Genomic DNA, 18,956 nt, shown 5'->3' with positions numbered 1-18,956 from the left:
TGCGTTGAGGAAAGAAAGATTAATTACCTCCAACCTTTCCGGCTAAAAACTGATTACTTTTTTTGGACAAGTGCTTCGCTGATAGATCATGATTTTCGCCGATAGAACTCAAATTTCGCTGATTGAGCATCTATTTTCGCTGATTGAACTCAAAATTCGCTGATTGACAACAAAAATCGCCGATAGAACCCCAAAATCCCTGTTTGCCCGCTAAAAATTCACTCCTCAGCTCACCAATTTTTGCTCTTAGCTCCACCAGACCGGCAGAATCTCATCTTTATTTTTAAAAATTAAGATGGTTCAGGCACAGAGGAGGCATTTTCACATATTTATAACTATATAGAAAACAGTAACAGAGTAAGTTTGATAAAGCGTAAATAACTGACAACACGGACGACATGTGCTGCATATAGTAAAGCACATGTTTTCATGGAGTTCGAGGATTAAAGAATAGAAGATCGGGCCATAATGTTAAGGGAGGTGCAGAAGCGTGAATTATGCTATGAATAAAGAGTTGCCTTTATTAAAAGATTGCTTGATTTGTTCCAAGGCAAAGAAAGAAGGAATATATGTACTTGGAACATTTATTTGTGAAGAATGCGAAGCACAGATGGTCCGCACTGATACAGGAGATCACCGGTACGCCATTTATGTTGACCGTTTAAAAATGCTAAAACCTGACTTGCAAGGTGGAGAAGAGAGGCCGGTTCAAAAATGAACCGTCTCTCTTTTTAATTTAGGAAGAAAATTAACGCATGTTTCGTTATAATGGGTGGAGGATTATGATTTGGAAAGTAGGCCTATAATGAATCAGAAAGATACCCCGCTATTTAACCAGTTAAAAAAACATGCAGAACAGTCTCCGCAGTCATTTCATGTACCAGGGCATAAAAATGGCCGGGTTTTTTATGAAAAAGCGAAAACAATGTTTCAAGACATTTTACATATAGACCAGACTGAAATTGAGGGGCTGGACGATCTGCATGAGGCAGATGGAGTGATTGCAGAAGCAGAGCAGCTTGCCGCAGAATTGTACGGGGTGCGTAAGACTCATTTTCTGGTGGGCGGTTCTACGGCAGGAAATCTGGCAATGATGATGACAGCTGCAGAACGGGGAGAGACTGTCCTGGTGCAGAGGAACAGTCATCAATCCATTTTTCACGGAATTGAGCTGGCAGGAGTAAAGCCGGTCTTCCTCGAGCCTGAAGGAGATGAGGAGACAGGAACAGTGCTGGGAGTTTCTCTTCGTACTTTAAAAGAAGGGATAGCCGCTTTCCCTGAAGCAAAAGCGGTTTTTCTGACCTCCCCTACGTATGAAGGTTACGGTCAACCCCTTTCAGAACATGTCCAAGCTGCACACAATGCCGGTTTAATGGTTTGTGTGGATGAAGCGCACGGCGCCCATCTTATTTATGAAAAGGGGGCATCCTGGCCGCAGAGTGCAATTAGAGCAGGAGCTGACATGGTAGTACACTCCGCACATAAATCGTTGCCTGCTATGACAATGTCATCTTTTATACATGTAAACAGCAGCCGGGTTAATGAGGAAATGCTTGGGTATTGCCTGCGAATGCTGCAGTCAAGCAGTCCGTCGTATCCGCTGATGGCATCATTGGATACAGCAAGGGCCTACCTGGCTTCATTTACAGATTCAGACTGGAGGCATATAACTGTGCGGGTTGCTCAGTTTAAGGAGGAAGTAGGGCAAGGTTATTTTTGGGGTCGGACTCCCCAGAAATTGGGAAATTATGTGCAGGATCCATTGAAGCTGGCTTTTGTGACCCGGTTTGCGGGGGTGCCTTTTAAATGGAAGCGCCGGATGGAAGAAAGCAACGTTTTCCCTGAACTTGTATCGCCATATCACCTTCTGCTTACCTTGCCGTTAACAAGTGAACTGCCGTCTGGAGAAAAGTGGTCCGGTTTTTTCCAAGAGGTGCTTCATTTAAATAATGACGATATCGAGCGATACGATAAACGCCGGAAGGCTGCTTTTTTTCATAAAAAAAATATTTCCGGACTGGCTTACACAATAGATGAGATGAGAAACAGAGAAACGTCACTTGTTCCTTGGACAGCCAGTGAAGGACTTATTTCTGCAGAGACTATTACTCCATATCCACCGGGAATTCCTTTAGTGTTAAAAGGGGAACGCATCGAAAGGACTCATGTGGCGAGGCTGGCTGAACTGGTGGATGCCGGTACTTCATTTCAGACAGGAAAAAAATGGATTAAAGAAGGTATTAAAATATTTTTGCAATAGAGGAGAATGACGAGTGAGCGGTATATTTATTACGTTTGAAGGTGGAGAAGGGGCCGGAAAAACAACGGTTCTTCAGAAAATTAAACAGAAACTTGAGGAAGAGGGACGCCAGGTTATAGCTACCCGTGAACCTGGAGGGAGCATTATAGCAGAAAAAATACGGCAGATTATTCTTGACCCTGCCCACACAGAGATGGATAGAAGAACCGAAGCACTTCTTTATGCAGCTGCGCGGAGACAGCACCTTGCTGAAACTGTACTTCCTTATTTAAATAAAGGTGGAATCGTACTCTGTGACCGGTTTGTTGACAGCAGCCTTGTGTATCAGGGAGCAGCGAGAGGAATTGGTGTAGAGGAAGTCCTTAATTTAAACCTGTTTGCCACGGAAGGAATGCTGCCTGATCTCACTCTTTACTTTGATATTGAGCCGGAAAAAGGGCTTGCGAGAATTACTGAACATAAAGGCAGAGAATACAACCGGCTTGACCGTGAATCGTTAGTTTTTCATTATCAGGTGAGGGAGGCTTATCTTGAGTTGCAGAAAAAGGCTCCTGAAAGAATACACACGATTGATGCTTCTGACAGTTTAGAGGAGGTAACTGAGCGGGCCTGGCAGGAAATCAGCGAGTTTCTGAAGAACAAATAGAACGTAAGAACGAATTTTTCTTGGTATAATATTATATATAAAAGGTTCCATACGAGGAGGCCCGATAACAGTGAAACTCATCATGGCAGTAGTTCAGGATAAAGACAGCAACCGTTTGTCCGATGCTCTTGTAGAAAGGGATTTTCAGGCAACAAAACTGGCCAGTACAGGCGGTTTTTTAAAAGCGGGCAACACGACATTCATGATCGGGGTCAAAGATAAAGAAGTGGAGCAGGTGCTTGAGATTATAAAAGATAACTGCCAGTCAAGAGAGCAGCTCGTAGCGCCGATTTCGCCAATGGGAGGCAATGCTGATTCCTATGTGCCGTATCCTGTGGAAGTGCAGGTAGGCGGAGCTACAGTCTTTATTCTGCCGGTTGAACAGTTTGAGAAGTTTTAGACAGGGCATCATAGTGCACACCGAGGAGTTATAGTTATGAAAAATTGGGAACAGCTGGAACAAACTCAGCCAGCCATAGTCAAGATGCTTACCAACAGTGTTGAAAAGAACCGTCTGGCTCATGCTTATTTATTTACGGGTGGCCGGGGGACTGGAAAAAAAGAAGCAGCTCTGCTTCTGGCAAAAACATTTTTCTGCGCTCATAGACAGGGCGCAGAACCATGTCAAACCTGCCGCGAATGCAAAAGGATTGATTCAGGAAATCATCCGGATGTTCATATCATACAGACCGATGGGGCTTCTATTAAAGTTGAACAAATCAGGAATTTAAAAAAAGAATTCAGCTTAAGGGGAGTCGAATCCCATAAGAAGTTTTATATTGTTCAAGATGCGGAGAAAATGACTGATCCTGCTGCCAACAGTCTGCTTAAGTTTTTGGAAGAGCCTGAAGGAGAGGCACTGGCCGTCCTTTTAACTGTACAGATTCATAAAATATTAAAAACAATTATATCCCGGTCTCAAGTACTGCAGTTCGCGCCTCTGCCGGCAGACCTGCTGATTAAAAAGTTGACAGAACAGGGCATTCACGAGAAATATGCGCGGACCGTTTCCAAAATGACCAATGATCTGGAAGAAGCACTCCAGCTTTGCCAGGAGGATTGGATTGCACAAGCCAGAAACAAAGTGATACAATTAATTGATGACCTTTCAATGCGTCCAAGGTATGCATTCATTACCCTGCAGGAAGAGTGGCTTCCTTTTTTTAAGGAAAAAACAGAGGTACAGCTGGGTATAGATTTACTAATGCTGTGGTACCGGGATGTGATCCGCATGCAAGTAGACCAGACGGATCAGATCGTTTATATAGATCAAGAGGACAAGCTTCAGGACCATGCCCTGAAACTGTCGCAAGAAAAGCTGGGAAACAACCTCCAGGCAGTAATGGATGCGAAGCGTCGATTGGATGCAAATACCGCTCCCCAGCTATTAATGGAGCAATTGCTTCTTCGGTTACAGGAGGGATAACGTGCATCAGGTGGTAGGTGTCCGATTTAAAAAAGCCGGGAAAATTTATTATTTTTCCCCAGGTGAATTTGATATAAAGCTTGATGATTATGTCATAGTGGAGACAGCCCGCGGGGTTGAATTCGGCAAAGTAGTTATCGGTGTGAAGGAAGTTGACGAACAGGATGTCGTTTTACCGCTTAAAAATGTCCTTCGTCTAGCGACCGACAAAGACAAGCTTATTGTCGAAGAAAACAAAAAAGAATCACAGAAAGCATTTGAGGTATGTCTCGCCAAAATTTCGGAACATAATCTGGAAATGAAACTGGTGGACGCTGAATATACGTTTGACAGGAATAAAGTGCTGTTTTATTTCACGGCAGACGGACGGATTGATTTTCGTGAGCTTGTTAAAGATCTTGCCTCTGTTTTCAGAACAAGGATTGAATTAAGGCAGATCGGTGTCCGTGATGAAGCTAAAATGCTTGGAGGCATAGGCCCTTGCGGAAGAATGCTATGCTGTTCCACTTTTCTGGGAGACTTTGAACCTGTCTCAATTAAGATGGCAAAAGACCAGAACTTATCTTTAAATCCAACAAAGATTTCAGGTCTCTGCGGCCGGCTGATGTGCTGTCTGAAATATGAAAATGATATGTATGAAACAGCCAAAAAAGAATTACCGGATATAAATGAAAAAATGGAAACAAGCCTTGGAAAAGGAAAAGTTGTCGGCTTAAACATGTTGGAGAGGCTGGTTCAAATAGAGATATTTGAATCAGGGCAAGTGGTTGAATACACATTGGATGAGCTTCTGGAAGAAGGAGCGATCGCCACGGAATCCACGAAATAATGAGGTGTGGGAATCGTGAATAAAAACGAAATATTTACTCGCGTAAGTCAAATGGAAGAGCGGATCGGCGGGCTTCACCACGAGCTGGGGGAACTCAAGGATCAGCTGGCTCTGCTTTTGGAGGAAAATACCCACTTGCAAATGGAAAACGAGCATTTACGCGAACGGCTCATGAGAGAAGCAGAAGAAACAGAAGAGGAAAACGTGAAGGAAGCTGCAGGCGGTTCTAAAACGAAAGACAGAATTCAGCCCGGATTCGGGGAAGGCTACGATAATCTCGCCCGGCTTTATGAAGAAGGCTTCCATATTTGCAATTTACATTATGGAAGCATCCGAAAAGAAGGCGACTGCCTCTTTTGCCTGTCGTTTCTCCACAAAAAATAGGGACCGGCTAAGCCTTTCCGCCAGACGGAAAGGCTTTTTTATAATTATTAACGGGGCAGAAGGAATAAAAAATCACAATTACTCTTTTGAAAGGAGCAGACCCAGATGACGAAGAGAGAAAGAATAGAAAGGCTTGACTACCTCCCGGGATGGGAAAGAGCGATTTATCAGCGGCCTGATATCTTTTCCTACTCAATGGATGCTGTCCTTCTCGGAAAGTTTGCACAGCTTCCTAAGTCCGGTGAAGGAAAAATAATGGATCTTTGTACAGGCACCGGTGCTGTGCCGCTCATTATGTCCCAGAGAACCCGGACATTTATTGAAGCGGTAGAAATTCAGCCGGTTTTAGCCTCACTGGCCGAAAAGTCTGTGCATGAAAATAACCTGGCTGACCAGGTCAGGGTAATGGAAGCTGACATACTGGAACTGGACGGGCTTGTCAGATGGGAAAGCTACGATACAGTCACATGCAACCCCCCTTATTTTCCGGTAACAGCCGAAAAAGGAAAGAACGTTAATAATCATCTGTCGCTCGCCCGCCATGAAATTGCGTGTACACTGGATGATGTGATCAGGGTTTCTTCCAGGCTTGTTAAACAGAAAGGCCGTGTAGCTATCGTCCATCGTCCTGAAAGGCTCCCGGATATTTTTGGAACCATGGTAAAGTACCGGCTGGAGCCAAAACGAATCCAATATGTACATCCTAAAAGCGACAGGGAAGCGAATATCGTTCTGGTTGAAGCTGTCAGGGAAGGAAAGCCAGGAATTAAGACAATGCCTCCGTGGATTGTATACGGAGAGGACGATACATATACAAGGGAGTTTAAAGAGCATTATGAGTGAGAAGAATCATTATGTATATATTCTCCGTTGTAAAGATGCCACCTATTACACAGGCTATACCACAGATGTCCAGCGGCGGCTCTGTGCCCATGAAAATGGGAAAGGAGCGAAATACACGAGAGGACGGGGCCCCTTCACCCTTGTATATGAGCAAAAACTTGACTATAAAGGGGACGCTTTGAAAAGGGAACGGGAAATTAAACGGATGACGCGGAAGGAAAAAGAAGCAATCATTTGTAAATGGAGGAGGGAGAAGTGTGATGATAAGGGAACAACGGAGCTACCCTAAAGATCAGGAAGAGGAGACAGGAGCGCTTTATCTTGTGCCTACACCGATCGGTAATTTGCAGGACATGACATTCCGCGCGGTAGACACATTAAAAAAGGCAGATATCATAGCTGCTGAAGATACGAGGCATACTAAAAAACTTTGTCACGCCTTTGAAATTACAACGTCTCTTATAAGCTATCATGAGCACAATAAACGGGAACGTGAAGAGGAACTTGTAAACCGGGTGAAAAGCGGGGAAATGGTGGCACTGGTCAGTGACGCAGGAATGCCGGCTATTTCAGATCCGGGAGCAGATATTGTAAAACGGATAACTGAGGAAGGGCTGCCTGTTATTGCACTTCCGGGAGCCAATGCAGCAGTTACCGCACTTGTTGCTGCTGGTCTTCCGACGGACAGTTTTACGTTTGCCGGATTTCTTGACCGAAATAAAAAGACAAGGAAAAAGGAGCTTGAACAGTGGCAGGCCTCCCCTTCTACCCTGATATTTTACGAAGCTCCCCACAGGGTTAAAGAGATGGTATCTGCACTTTTAGACAGTTTTGGTAACCGCCAGGCTGTGCTATGCCGTGAATTAACTAAGCAGTTTGAAACGATTTTAAGGGGAGATCTGGAAGCCCTTAAAGAATATATTGAGAAAGAGGGAATTAAAGGGGAATGCGTCGTGGTCGTTGAAGGAGCATCAGAAAGAGAAAGGATAGCGGCAGCCGGAGCCCCTTGGTGGGAGACGCTTACTTTAAAAGAACATGTGACTTCTTATATAGAGAAAGGCGAAACTTCAAAACAGGCTATCAAACTGACTGCTTTGGACAGAGACATGCCTAAACGTGATGTTTATCAGGCATACCATGTAGAAAACAACTAAAACTGGTCAAAAAAAGACTTCCTCAAGCGAACTGCTGGAGGAAGTCTTTAATATTATTTTTCTTGTTTTTGAATGTAGCTTTCAAGCTCTCGTACAATTTCTTTAGCGCCCATCGGGCTTAAGATAATTTTACCTTCAGCAAGAGATAAGTTGTCATCGGAAACTTCCCCTGTTACTTGACAGGTCATGTTAGGCTTATACTTTTTAAGGACGATGCGGTCATCGTCAACATAAATTTCAAGCGCGTCTTTCTCTGCGATGTCTAAAGTTCTGCGCAGTTCAATCGGAATTACCACGCGGCCAAGTTCATCAACTTTTCTTACGATACCAGTAGATTTCATGATATTTCTCCTCTCATCTCTTAAATTTTGTCCGACAAACTCGTATGTCGCTGTGTCATTTTTCGACAAAATTCTTGTAAACTCAGAATACCAAGTCTTCCAAAAGAAGTCAATTAAAAAATGTTTAAATTCAAAGCTTTTAGAAAATGGGAGTTTTCTAAACGTCTATGGCGGGATATAAAGCGTTATTGGTAAATGTAACCATCGACAGAAAGACTGAGGAAAATTAATAAAAAACCAACAGCTTAAAACATTTTTCGACAACAGGCGACAAAAAAATGAGAGGTATTCTGCCAGGCTCTCCCCCTTCCCTTAAAGATTTCCTCAAATAAAAATATACTATTATGAATACTAATACCCTTTTCAGCCAATAATGTAACAGTAATTAAGGGAATTTTTTGAAAATTAAGAGCGGTGGTTAGCCAGGCTGAAGCCTTGACAGTCCTTGCTTCCTTATGTATATTCTGAAAGAAGAGGAATAACTGGTTTTAAATAAATAATCGTGATTCCAATGACGGGATGAGTAAAAAGAGAGGTTTATGAACAGAGAGCCGGGGCAGGTGAAAGCCGGTATAAGCTGAACTTTTGAATATGGTCCTGAGAGGAACTGCTTTTCGAGCCTTAATACGGTATGGCAAGGCAAAGGTAAGGGAAGCACGGCGCTGCACGTTAGACAGGATGCTGCAACGGTTTTAAAATCCGTGCAGTACTTAGAGGTTTACGGGAATGATCCTGTGGACAAATCTGGGTGGTACCACGTGAGGTTAACTCTCGTCCCAAGTGAGGACGGGAGTTTTTTGTTTTCTTTTATGAAGGAACCGCCCGTACATCATTTTCAATAAGGAGGATAAAAAAATGGCAAAAGACACTAACACGTTTTATATTACGACACCGATTTATTATCCAAGCGACAAGCTCCACATCGGCCATGCTTATACAACTGTGGCCGGTGACGCAATGGCCAGGTATAAGCGCCTGAGGGGGTACAACGTCAGGTATTTAACGGGGACCGATGAGCACGGGCAGAAAATTGAACAGAAAGCAAAGGAAAAAGGGGTCAGCCCTCAGCATTTTGTGGACGGTATCGTTAAGGATATCCAGCAATTATGGGAGAAACTTGATATTTCATATGATGACTTCATCCGGACGACAGAAGACCGTCATAAAAAAGTTGTGGCTAAAATTTTTGACCAGCTTCTTGAACAGGGAGATATTTATCTTGGCGAATATGAAGGCTGGTATTCAATCTCTGATGAAACATTCTATACCGGCCTTCAGCTTGACGATAAAGAATACGATAATGATGGAAACATAATTGGCGGGAAAAGTCCCGACAGCGGACATCCTGTTGAATGGGTAAGGGAAAAGTCTTACTTCTTCAGAATGAGCAAGTATTCTGACCGTCTTCTCAAATATTATGAGGAGAATCCTGAATTTATCCAGCCGGAATCCCGGAAAAATGAGATGATTAACAATTTTATTAAACCTGGACTTGAGGATCTTGCCGTGTCACGGACGTCATTCGACTGGGGGGTTAAGGTAAACAAAGATCCTAAACACGTCGTTTACGTATGGATTGACGCACTATCCAACTATATAACCTCTCTCGGCTACGGGACGGATAACGATGCAAATTACGAGACATACTGGCCTGCGGACGTCCATCTGGTCGGGAAAGAAATTGTCCGTTTCCATACGATTTACTGGCCTATTATGCTAATGGCTTTAGATCTGCCTCTTCCTAAAAAAGTTTTTGGCCACGGATGGCTGCTTATGAAAGACGGCAAAATGTCCAAATCCAAAGGGAATGTGGTAGATCCCGTACCATTAATTGACCGTTACGGGCTGGATGCTTTACGTTACTATCTCCTTAGGGAAGTGCCTTTCGGCTCCGACGGCGTATTTACACCGGAAGGGTTTGTTGACCGTGTAAACTACGACCTGGCCAATGATTTAGGCAACTTACTAAACCGTACTGTTGCTATGATTAATAAATATTTTGACGGGGAAATTCCAAACTATATCAAAGACGCCACTTCATTTGATGAATCGCTCGTTGATCTGGTGGAAGCGACAGTTATTAAAGTCGAGCAGGCTATGGAGGATATGGAGTTTTCCGTTGCGCTTACGGCAATTGGCCAGTTAATCAGCCGAACAAATAAATACATCGATGAAACTCAGCCCTGGATTTTAGCTAAAGATGAAGAGGCAAAAGACCAGCTTGGTTCTGTCATGCACCACCTTGCAGAATCGCTCCGGCAGATCTCAATTATGCTTCAGCCATTCTTAACAGAAACACCAGTTAAAATATGGGGGCAGCTGGGTATTACTGACGGCTTAACATCATGGCGTTCACTCAGGACTTTCGGGCAGATTCCTGGAGGAACAAAAGTGATTTCCAAAGGTGAGCCTCTCTTTCCTCGTCTTGATGTGAAAGAGGAAGTATCAAGTATTATCAAAATGATGGGCGGCACGCCTGTTACTGAAGAGGACAGCAAGGAAAAACAAGAGGCAGAAGCACCTGAGGTCGAGGAAATCACTATTGATGATTTCTCTAAAGTAGATCTCAGGGTAGCAGAAGTGATCCGTGCGGAAAAAGTGAAAAAAGCGGATAAACTTTTAAAGATCCAGCTTGATTTAGGTTATGAAAAGCGCCAGGTGGTCTCAGGCATTGCTAAATACTACGAACCGGATGACCTCGTTGGCCAAAAAGTTATTTGTGTCACCAATTTAAAGCCTGTCAAACTGCGCGGTGAATTATCGCAAGGAATGATTCTTGCCGGGTCTCACGATAACGATCTTACTCTTGCCACGGTAGCTGAGAATTTGCCGAATGGATCGCAAGTGAAATAATTAAAAATATCATGCGCCTTTCCGGTACGATAAAGGAAAGGCGCTTATTTGCAAAGGAGGTACAAAAAACGTGCTGTTTGATACCCATGTTCATTTAAACGCTGACCAGTTTGAAGACGATGCAGAAGAAGTGATTAAACGTGCCCGTGAAAAGGGCGTGGAACATATGGTCGTGGTCGGATTTGATGAGAAAACAATAAATAAAGCTCTGAAATTAATAGAAGCCTACGACTTTTTATACGCGGCAGTGGGGTGGCACCCTGTTGATGCGGTGGATTTAACTGATGACTATTTAGCCTGGATCGAAGAATTGTCAGACCATCCAAAAGTTGTGGCTATAGGGGAGACAGGGCTTGATTACTATTGGGACAAGTCTCCAAAAGATGTGCAGCAGGAAGCTTTCAGGAAACAGATCAGGCTTGCGAAAAAATTAAAGATGCCGCTCATTATCCACGACCGGGAAGCTCACGAAGATATTGTGGATATATTGAAAGAAGAGAATGCTGAAGAAGCAGGAGGTATTATGCACTGCTTTCAGGGAGATGTAAAGATGGCTAAACAATGCCTGGAAATGAATTTTTATATCTCTTTTGGCGGGCCGGTAACATTTAAAAATGCAAAGCTGCCGAAAGAAGTAGCTAAAGAAGTCCCTTTAAACCGGCTTCTCGTTGAAACAGACGCCCCTTTCCTGGCTCCTCATCCTTACAGAGGGAAAAGAAACGAACCCTCGTATGTGAAACTGGTGGCCGAAAAAATTGCGGAACTGAAAGAGGTTGAGTTTGAAGAAGTAGCAAATCAAACAACTGAAAATGCAAAAAAACTTTTCGGTATTTCCTGACAAAATCCGGGGTTACTCATGTGGCGAATGATGGCAGAACTTGTCCTCATTCGCTTTTATTATTATTAATTTGGAAGGTACTTTATTCCAGAAAGAGCCTCTGTCGAAAAAAAAGGCTTGAAGCCCCTCTCCTTATAAAATATAGTTTTTTTTAACGTTTCATTTTCTGTGGTCACAGGAGGGACTAAAGAAACTGTCAGGACTAGGAAAATGTTCACAATACTTATATTGACAAGTTAGAAGGGGCGGAGTATAATTCGTTTTCGATAAGGAGGGGTTCGTATATGAGCCATTGGATGAAGCAGCTTCACGCCCGTTTTTCATGGCGAAAGCTGGCCGTATCCAGCGTTGGGCTTCTGGCATTGACAGGTATTTTGGTTTTAGCCGTTTACGAATTGACAAAGGCCGAAGTCACCGTAAAAGCCGATGAAGAGTTGCTGGCTGTTTACACTCATGCATCAACTGTCGGCGAAGTGCTGGAAGAACAGGACATTGATACAACAAACCATGATTATATTGAACCATCAGAAGAGACAGTCATTTCAGAAGCAATGACGATCGTTTATAAACCGGCACAGAGAGTTGACGTGAACCTTGAAGGGGAAGAGCGGTCTGTATGGACAACTGCGGCTACAGTAGGCGAGCTGATGGATGACTTATACATAACGGTGGATGAACACGATTATATTCAGCCGGAACTGGATAAACAAGTGAACGAAGGGATGCAGGTAATTTTTAAACCTGCTTTTCAGGTGACTGTTATCAGTGATGGAGAAAAGGAAACTGTCTGGTCAACTTCGACAACTGTCGCTGACTTTCTAGAAAAAGAAGATATCGCCTTAGGTGAAATGGACCGGGTGGAGCCGGATAAAGAAGAAGAGCTCCGGGAGGCCGCAGAAATTAAGGTCATCAGGGTAGAAAAGGTGACCGATGTTGTAGAAGAAACAGTTGATTATGCTACCGTTACAAGAAATGACTCATCCTTGCAGCAAGGAAATGAGGAAGTAAAGCAGCAAGGAAAGAAAGGCAAAATAGAAAAGCGCTATGAGGTGGTTCTTGAAGACGGCGAGGAAGTCTCAAGAAAACTCATTAATGAAGAAGTTATTAAGGAAAGTGAAGACCGCATCGTTGCGGTAGGTACAAAAAAACAGACTGAGACTGTGTCTAGGGGATCTTCATCTGCCGGCTCATCCTCATCCGAGTCGTCCTCCGGAGCCAGTTCATCAGGTTCTTCAAATTCCTCAAACTCTTCCGGATCATCCGACCGGTCCGGGTCATCTGGTAATTCCAGTTCTTCTTCAGGAGGAAACTGGGAAACATACACTGCTACTGCTTACACGGCCTCCTGTACAGGATGCTCAGGGGTTACTGCTACAGGGATTGATTTAAAAGCCAATCCAGATGCCAATGTTATTGCTGTAGACCCTGCTGTTATTCCCCTGGGGTCCCGTGTGGAAGTGAAAGGTTACGGCACGTACATTGCAGGAGATACCGGGGGAGCGATTAAAGGGAAAAAAATCGATATATTTATCCCGGACTCCAATAAAGTTAAGTCTTTCGGACGGCGAAATGTACAAGTCCGGGTATTGGACTGATATGATATGATAGAGGCACAGAGGGAGGATTCTCTCTGTGTTTTTTATACTTTAAGCTCCGTTAAAAGTAAGTGATGATTTCTTTAAAAATACACTCGCTTGTTTCCTGCGCCGCTCCGTGTGCTCGTCACACGGAAAGATCTGCCACGGGCAAGGCTTCAGCTAACCGGGGAAAAAACCCCGGTGGATCTTCTGCTTCTGCGCCACTCCGTGTGCTCGTCGCAAATGAATTAGCTCTTGCTTTTCCCGCAGGCGTCTCGTATATTTTCAAATAAAATTAAAAGAGCTTTTTTTAAAACTGAGAAAGGTTATTATAAATATAAATGCCTGACAGCCGGCTCAGAAACGGGGATGACAGCATTTATTTCCAAGAACGTTTAAACAAATGGAGGAGACGGAAAGAGAGGATGACTGCATGGAACGTAAAAAGATTTATGAAATGATTGTCGTGGAAGGGAAAAATGACACCAATACTCTTAAAAGCTGGTTCGATTGCGATACAATTGAGACAAATGGATCGGCGCTTTCCGAATCGACTATTGAAAAAATCAGGCTTGCTCTTAAAAAAAGAGGAGTTATCGTTTTTACCGACCCTGATTATCCGGGCGAAAAAATCCGTAAAACCATTGACCGGGACGTGCCGGGATGTAAACACGCGTTTGTGAATAAAGAATCGGCATCAGACAGCCGTAAGGGGAAAATTGGAATTGAACATGCAGGGAGAATAGAACTTACCGCTGCTCTGATGGCGGCTAAACCCTCTTTTTCCGAAAAGGAGGTTCCTTCCGACCATAAAGAAATTTCGCCGTCTGACTTGCAGAGAGCCGGGCTCATAGCCGGGCCGCTTTCAAAAACGAAGCGGGAGCTGCTTGGAAAAGAGCTGCACATTGGCTATACGAACGGAAAGCAGCTTTATAAACGCTTAAAGCAGTTCCGGATATCATATGACGATTTTAACAAAGCACTTTCAAAGGTGGAAAAGGAGCTGCAGGATTAAATGCATAAAGATATTGCTACACCAAAACGGACAAAGGAAATTCTTGAAAAATACGGGTTTTCTTTTAAAAAGAGCCTTGGCCAAAACTTTCTTATTGATCCGAATATCTTAAACAATATTGTAAAGGCCGCTGATTTAACCGGGGAATCAGGGGTTATCGAAATAGGCCCCGGGATTGGGGCATTGACAGAACAGTCAGCTAAAACGGCTGAACGGGTGCTTGCGTTTGAAATAGACCAGCGGCTCATCCCGATCCTAAAGGAAACGTTAGCGCCTTACCCCCAAGTTAAAGTTGTAAATGAAGATGTGCTAAAAGCAGATTTGCATAAAGAAATCGGGCAATTTTTCAGTGAGGGGCAAGATGTGGCAGTTGTTGCTAATCTTCCTTATTATGTTACCACTCCGATATTGATGAAACTGCTGGAGGAAAAGCTGCCTGTCAGGGTTATAGTAGTTATGCTTCAAAAAGAGGTGGCAGAAAGGATCGCGGCTGAACCGGGATCTAAGAGCTACGGCTCTTTATCTATAGCTGCGCAGTATTATGCTGAGGCGGAAACTGTCTTTACAGTGCCTAAAACCGTTTTTGTACCTCAGCCTAACGTTGATTCTGCTATTCTCAGGCTTACACGCAGGACCAAACCTCCAGTCGACGTCAGTGATGAAACTTTCTTTTTTAAGCTTGTTCAGGCTGCTTTTGTTCAGAGAAGAAAAACATTGCTGAATAACCTTTCGAAATTTTTAAAAGACGAGTTAGACAAACATACTGTCCAGGCTGCCCTTGAAAGTCTGGATATTGAGCCGAAAAGGCGGGCAGAATCTCTCTCTATTAAAGAATTTGCAAGCCTTGCGAATCATTTCAATAAAAGGTTAAACACTAATATTTAACAGACACTGAAAAAAAGAACTTTCTATAAATCGCCTGATGTCCACCGGTGGCACCTGCACGCTTCCTTGCATATGTTAGCTTATGAAGGAGGCGTTTTTTAATGGCAGAATTCAAAGTGGGTCAAATTGTAGGCAGAGCATCATACAACTGTGATGTCCTCTTCCGTGTTCATAGCATTCAAGGCGATGTGGCTGAGCTTCACGGTGAAGACGAAAGACTATGGGCAGATGCCCCGTTAGGTGATCTTGTACTAATCAAAGAAGAAGAACGGAAGGAAAGAAAGAAAAAGCAGCAAATCAAAGAAGAAAGCTGTTACCAGCTTTTTAGGCAGGACCGGAAGCTGACACGTGAACAGAATGAGTATGAAATGACCTCCGGGTACACAAAAAAAAACGCCTATTTTGAAGTGCCGGGGCGGGTGCTTCATCTTGACGGTGATCAGCTGTATTTGAAAAAGTGCACGTCAGTCTACGATCAGCTTGGCGTGCCTGTTTACGGGGTACATTTGCCTGAGAAAAAGATGCCTGAACAGGTGGCTTCTTTAGTGGAAATGGTCCGGCCGGATTTATTAGTCATTACCGGTCATGATGCCTATATGAAATCAAGAGGGGATAAAACGGATATTAAAGCTTACAGAAATTCTAAATACTTTGCTGAAGCTGTGCGTGAAGCACGGAAAGTCGTGCCTTATATGGATCACTTAATGATTTTTGCAGGAGCGTGCCAGTCACATTTCCAGACAATTCTAAAGGCAGGCGCCAATTTTGCAAGTTCTCCTGAAAGAGTTAATATTCATGCGCTTGACCCGGTCTACGTTGTATCTAAAGTCAGTTTAACGCCTTTTACAGAAAGAGTCGGAATGTGGGACATCTTGAAAACGACCCTTTCAGGTGAAAAGGGGTTGGGAGGTCTGGAGACCTTTGGATTACTTAGACGGGGGGCACCATTTTTCTCTCCTAAAAACGAAGAAGAAGAATAATTGACGTTCACATATTTTGCTGAAATCAGGTCATCCTAAGAAATGTGAAAAATAATGAGAAATGTGTTGACACTGATGGTAAGCATTGTTATAATTTTAGTTTTGCTTGACAGTTGTCCATCTCTGTGGTATGCTTTTCTCTAAGTGAGGTGTGGTGGATGGCGAAAACATTAATGGAAATTAAACATTTACTCGAAGCTAACGTAGGAAAGAAAGTAACGATTCAAGCAAATGGCGGACGAAAGAAAATGATCGAGCGCTCAGGACTCCTTGAAGGAATCTATCCGGCAGTTTTCACTGTTAAGCTGGACCAAGGCGAAAATTCTGTGGAGAGACTGTCTTACAGTTACACAGATGTTTTAACTGAAACAGTCAAGCTGACGATGCCTGAGGAACTGGCAGACGAAGCCTGAGTTTATACAGGCGGTTACTCAAAAAGTAATTTAATTGAAAAGAAGGTGTCAGTTTAGATTTTTTTTTGGGTCATCGTGACATTTTTTACAAAAGAAGCCTGGCAAGGCTTTTTTTTGTGCAGGTGATTAGAAAAAATCCCAATGTGCAGGATCTCTGTAAAAAGCGCCAATTATTGCTACTGTCATTTTTATGATGATGGGCAACCTATTAAGGCCGCAAACACAAAAGGAGATGTTGCGAAATGGGCAGACGCAGAGGCGTTATGTCAGAGGAATTTAAAGAGGAACTGGCAAAAGAACTGGGCTTTTACGATACGGTTCAGCGGGAAGGCTGGGGCGGTATTAAGTCAAGAGACGCCGGAAACATGGTTAAGCGGGCCATAGAAATGGCTCAGGAACGTTCGAAAAGTTAAACAACAATTCCAATTGCGGCAAAAGGCCAGAGGATCAACTCTGGTCTTTTTATTTTGCCAGTCTGTTAAAAATGAGGATTAAAAACTGTGCTGCATTCTCTTTTGCAATGAAAAGGTAGTACGGATTGTGCACAAATGGTAAAATAACGGGAGATTGGAACTGAAGAAGCAGGTGATGACATGCATAAGGTGGTTAAAGCACCGGCAAAAATAAATTTAACACTGGATGTATTGAGAAAAAGAGAAGATGGTTACCATGATGTGGAAATGGTGATGACGACCGTAGATCTGGCAGACCGCATTCATCTGACCCTTTTGGCAGATGATGAGATCCGTGTTGAAGTAAATAAAGGCCATGTGCCAGCAAATAAGAATAACCTGGCTTACCAGGCCGCACGATTACTAAAAGACCGTTATCCCGTAAAAGGCGGAGTTTCGATTTATATAGATAAACACATTCCGGTATCAGCGGGTTTGGCAGGAGGCAGCACAGATGCTGCTGCGGTACTTCGCGGACTAAATGACATGTGGTCATTAGGTCTGTCACTTGAAGAACTGGCAGACATAGGCCTTGAAATAGGCTCAGATGTTCCATATTGCGTTTTTGGAGGAACGGCAGTAGCGAGAGGCAGAGGAGAGGATTTAACGTTTATATCATCTCCTCCGCCCTGTTGGGTAGTCCTGGCTAAGCCGCCTGCAGGTGTCTCTACTAAAGATATTTATCAGCGGCTGAATCTGGATCAAATGAATCATCCTGATACTGAAGCGATGATTCAGGCAATTGAAACACAGAATTTCAAAGAAATATGCAATAACCTTGAAAACGTGATGGAGCCTGCAACGTTTGAACTTGCTCCTGAGGTCAAAAAGATTAAACAGCGTCTCATTCAATTCGGAGCAGAAGGGACTGTTATGAGCGGAAGCGGACCGACTGTGTTTTCTCTCGCAAAGACCGAATCAAAAGCATACCGGCTGTATAATGGATTGAAAGGCTTTATGGACGGGGTCTTTGTTGTTCGTCTTTTAGGACACAGGCACGAATAAGGGATGAATGCCTCCTTGTTAAATCCGTATGATAGTGGTATATTGTCTGTATAATATTCGGATTTTAAGGAGGTGGCTTATGAAATACAGAAGAAGCGGCCGCTTGGTCGATATGACTCAATACTTATTAGCCCATCCTCATCAGCTCATACCATTGACTTTTTTCTCTGAAAGGTATCAGTCGGCAAAATCGTCAATCAGTGAAGATCTAGGTATAGTTAATGAGATTTTGACATCAAGGCGCCTGGGCAGTGTGGAAACTTCAGCAGGGGCATCAGGCGGAGTCACGTTCATCCCTACGGTGGATATGAAAGCAGCAGAACACCTGATTGACGAGCTGTGCGACAGGCTGGAAGACCCTGACAGGCTTTTACCCGGCGGCTATTTATATATGATGGATATTATCGGCGACCCTGCACTGACACAGGAACTTGGAAGAATATTTGCTTCCTATTACCGGCGGGACAAGGTGGATGCCGTTATGACGATGGCAACTAAAGGAATCCCCCTTGCCTATTCCGTAGCAGCTCATCTGAATGTTCCCGTCAGTATTGTACGGCATGAACAGCGGATCACTGAAGGGTCTATTGTCAGCATCAACTATGTTTCCGGCTCTAAAAAAACAATTCAGACAATGTCTCTCGCCCGGCGCAGCTTAAAACCCCATTCAAATGTCCTCATAATTGATGATTTTATGAAGGCTGGAGGCACCATACGCGGGATGATGGACTTAGTGCAGGAGTTTCAGTCCACAGTGGCAGGGGTGGGAGTCCTCACCGAAGCTGTCCACGAAGAAGAAAAGCTGGTGAGCGATTACACTTCGCTGACTAAGCTTTCGCATGTTGACGTAAAAAATAAAAAGATCCAAGTGGAACGGGGAAACATTTTTCAACAAAACACCTGATTTTCGTCAGGTGTTTTGTTATGGAAATTAATGGGGGGTCTGACCCATAACGATTGCACGTTAGTTTAATAAATACATTAATGTTAATATATGTAAGTGGTATTTTAGGTTAATTTTAAAAAAAGGCGGACGAGGCATATAACGACCTTGT

21 protein-coding genes are annotated in these 18,956 nt (G+C 43.5%); 20 read left to right on the top strand and 1 reads right to left on the bottom strand.

Features of this window, described 5'->3' with window-relative positions:
• Positions 1-490: 490 nt before the first annotated feature.
• The 10 genes from K8O68_RS05215 to rsmI all read left to right on the top strand — a co-directional run bounded on the left by K8O68_RS05215 (position 491) and on the right by rsmI (position 7,542).
• Entirely contained in the window at positions 491-718 is a 228-nt protein-coding gene (locus K8O68_RS05215; protein ID WP_230895882.1) for a sigma factor G inhibitor Gin, read from the top strand.
• Positions 719-805: 87 nt separating this feature from the next.
• Positions 806-2,260 (top strand): aminotransferase class I/II-fold pyridoxal phosphate-dependent enzyme, encoded by a 1,455-nt coding sequence (locus tag K8O68_RS05210; protein ID WP_230895881.1) that lies wholly within the window; start codon positions 806-808, stop codon positions 2,258-2,260.
• 13 nt (positions 2,261-2,273) lie between these two features.
• Positions 2,274-2,906: a dTMP kinase gene (gene tmk, locus K8O68_RS05205; RefSeq protein WP_230895880.1), complete on the top strand. Its 633-nt coding sequence runs from the start codon at positions 2,274-2,276 to the stop codon at positions 2,904-2,906.
• A 70-nt stretch (positions 2,907-2,976) separates the two neighbouring features.
• Positions 2,977-3,306 carry a cyclic-di-AMP receptor gene (locus K8O68_RS05200; RefSeq protein WP_093055779.1) on the top strand — a complete coding sequence of 110 codons (330 nt, stop codon included), beginning with the start codon at positions 2,977-2,979 and terminating at the stop codon, positions 3,304-3,306.
• A 36-nt stretch (positions 3,307-3,342) separates the two neighbouring features.
• The gene (gene holB, locus K8O68_RS05195) at positions 3,343-4,332 is read left to right on the top strand and encodes a DNA polymerase III subunit delta' (protein WP_230895879.1); all 990 of its coding nucleotides are present in this window, start codon (positions 3,343-3,345) and stop codon (positions 4,330-4,332) included.
• 1 nt (position 4,333) lies between these two features.
• Complete coding sequence (locus K8O68_RS05190) at positions 4,334-5,161, top strand: PSP1 domain-containing protein (RefSeq protein ID WP_230895878.1); 828 nt, start codon at positions 4,334-4,336, stop codon at positions 5,159-5,161.
• Positions 5,162-5,176: 15 nt separating this feature from the next.
• Positions 5,177-5,545 carry a DNA replication initiation control protein YabA gene (gene yabA / locus K8O68_RS05185; protein ID WP_230895877.1) on the top strand — a complete coding sequence of 123 codons (369 nt, stop codon included), beginning with the start codon at positions 5,177-5,179 and terminating at the stop codon, positions 5,543-5,545.
• 105 nt (positions 5,546-5,650) lie between these two features.
• A complete protein-coding gene (locus K8O68_RS05180) occupies positions 5,651-6,388 on the top strand; it encodes a tRNA1(Val) (adenine(37)-N6)-methyltransferase (RefSeq protein WP_230895876.1) in 738 nt (245 codons plus the stop codon).
• Positions 6,381-6,677, top strand: coding sequence for a GIY-YIG nuclease family protein (locus K8O68_RS05175; RefSeq protein ID WP_230895875.1), 297 nt, complete (start codon positions 6,381-6,383; stop codon positions 6,675-6,677). The genes K8O68_RS05180 and K8O68_RS05175 overlap by 8 nt, the downstream gene beginning before the upstream one ends.
• Positions 6,649-7,542, top strand: a complete 894-nt coding sequence (rsmI, locus tag K8O68_RS05170; protein ID WP_230895874.1) for a 16S rRNA (cytidine(1402)-2'-O)-methyltransferase — start codon at positions 6,649-6,651, stop codon at positions 7,540-7,542. The genes K8O68_RS05175 and rsmI overlap by 29 nt, the downstream gene beginning before the upstream one ends.
• Positions 7,543-7,595: 53 nt before the next feature.
• On the opposite strand, the gene K8O68_RS05165 is transcribed toward rsmI, so the two are convergent.
• On the bottom strand, positions 7,596-7,883 hold the full coding sequence (locus K8O68_RS05165; protein WP_093055793.1) for a transition state genes transcriptional regulator AbrB: 288 nt from the start codon (positions 7,881-7,883) through the stop codon (positions 7,596-7,598).
• 855 nt (positions 7,884-8,738) lie between these two features.
• On the opposite strand from K8O68_RS05165, the gene metG reads away from it, so the two are divergent.
• From metG to purR, 10 genes are all read left to right on the top strand, one after another.
• Positions 8,739-10,736 carry a methionine--tRNA ligase gene (gene metG / locus K8O68_RS05160; RefSeq protein WP_230895873.1) on the top strand — a complete coding sequence of 666 codons (1,998 nt, stop codon included), beginning with the start codon at positions 8,739-8,741 and terminating at the stop codon, positions 10,734-10,736.
• 70 nt (positions 10,737-10,806) lie between these two features.
• Entirely contained in the window at positions 10,807-11,574 is a 768-nt protein-coding gene (locus tag K8O68_RS05155) for a TatD family hydrolase (RefSeq protein ID WP_230895872.1), read from the top strand.
• Between the two features lie 284 nt (positions 11,575-11,858).
• Positions 11,859-13,169, top strand: coding sequence for a G5 and 3D domain-containing protein (locus K8O68_RS05150; RefSeq protein ID WP_230895871.1), 1,311 nt, complete (start codon positions 11,859-11,861; stop codon positions 13,167-13,169).
• Between the two features lie 415 nt (positions 13,170-13,584).
• Positions 13,585-14,166: a ribonuclease M5 gene (gene rnmV / locus K8O68_RS05145; protein WP_230895870.1), complete on the top strand. Its 582-nt coding sequence runs from the start codon at positions 13,585-13,587 to the stop codon at positions 14,164-14,166.
• Complete coding sequence (gene rsmA / locus K8O68_RS05140) at positions 14,167-15,051, top strand: 16S rRNA (adenine(1518)-N(6)/adenine(1519)-N(6))-dimethyltransferase RsmA (protein ID WP_230895869.1); 885 nt, start codon at positions 14,167-14,169, stop codon at positions 15,049-15,051.
• A gap of 101 nt (positions 15,052-15,152) precedes the next feature.
• Positions 15,153-16,031 carry a sporulation peptidase YabG gene (gene yabG / locus K8O68_RS05135; RefSeq protein ID WP_230895868.1) on the top strand — a complete coding sequence of 293 codons (879 nt, stop codon included), beginning with the start codon at positions 15,153-15,155 and terminating at the stop codon, positions 16,029-16,031.
• Between the two features lie 158 nt (positions 16,032-16,189).
• A complete protein-coding gene (locus K8O68_RS05130; protein ID WP_093055805.1) occupies positions 16,190-16,444 on the top strand; it encodes a Veg family protein in 255 nt (84 codons plus the stop codon).
• A 242-nt stretch (positions 16,445-16,686) separates the two neighbouring features.
• Entirely contained in the window at positions 16,687-16,857 is a 171-nt protein-coding gene (locus K8O68_RS05125) for a small, acid-soluble spore protein, alpha/beta type (RefSeq protein ID WP_230895867.1), read from the top strand.
• Positions 16,858-17,037: 180 nt separating this feature from the next.
• Positions 17,038-17,901, top strand: coding sequence for a 4-(cytidine 5'-diphospho)-2-C-methyl-D-erythritol kinase (gene ispE / locus K8O68_RS05120; RefSeq protein WP_230895866.1), 864 nt, complete (start codon positions 17,038-17,040; stop codon positions 17,899-17,901).
• A gap of 79 nt (positions 17,902-17,980) precedes the next feature.
• Entirely contained in the window at positions 17,981-18,805 is an 825-nt protein-coding gene (gene purR, locus K8O68_RS05115) for a pur operon repressor (protein ID WP_230895865.1), read from the top strand.
• The last annotated feature ends 151 nt before the right edge of the window (positions 18,806-18,956 follow it).

It is taken from the genome of Salipaludibacillus sp. CUR1 (genome assembly GCF_021028955.1).
In the GTDB taxonomy this organism is placed as follows: domain Bacteria; phylum Bacillota; class Bacilli; order Bacillales; family Salisediminibacteriaceae; genus Salipaludibacillus.
Note: the sequence above shows the minus strand (reverse complement) of the source record. Positions and strands in the feature narration are given on the sequence as shown.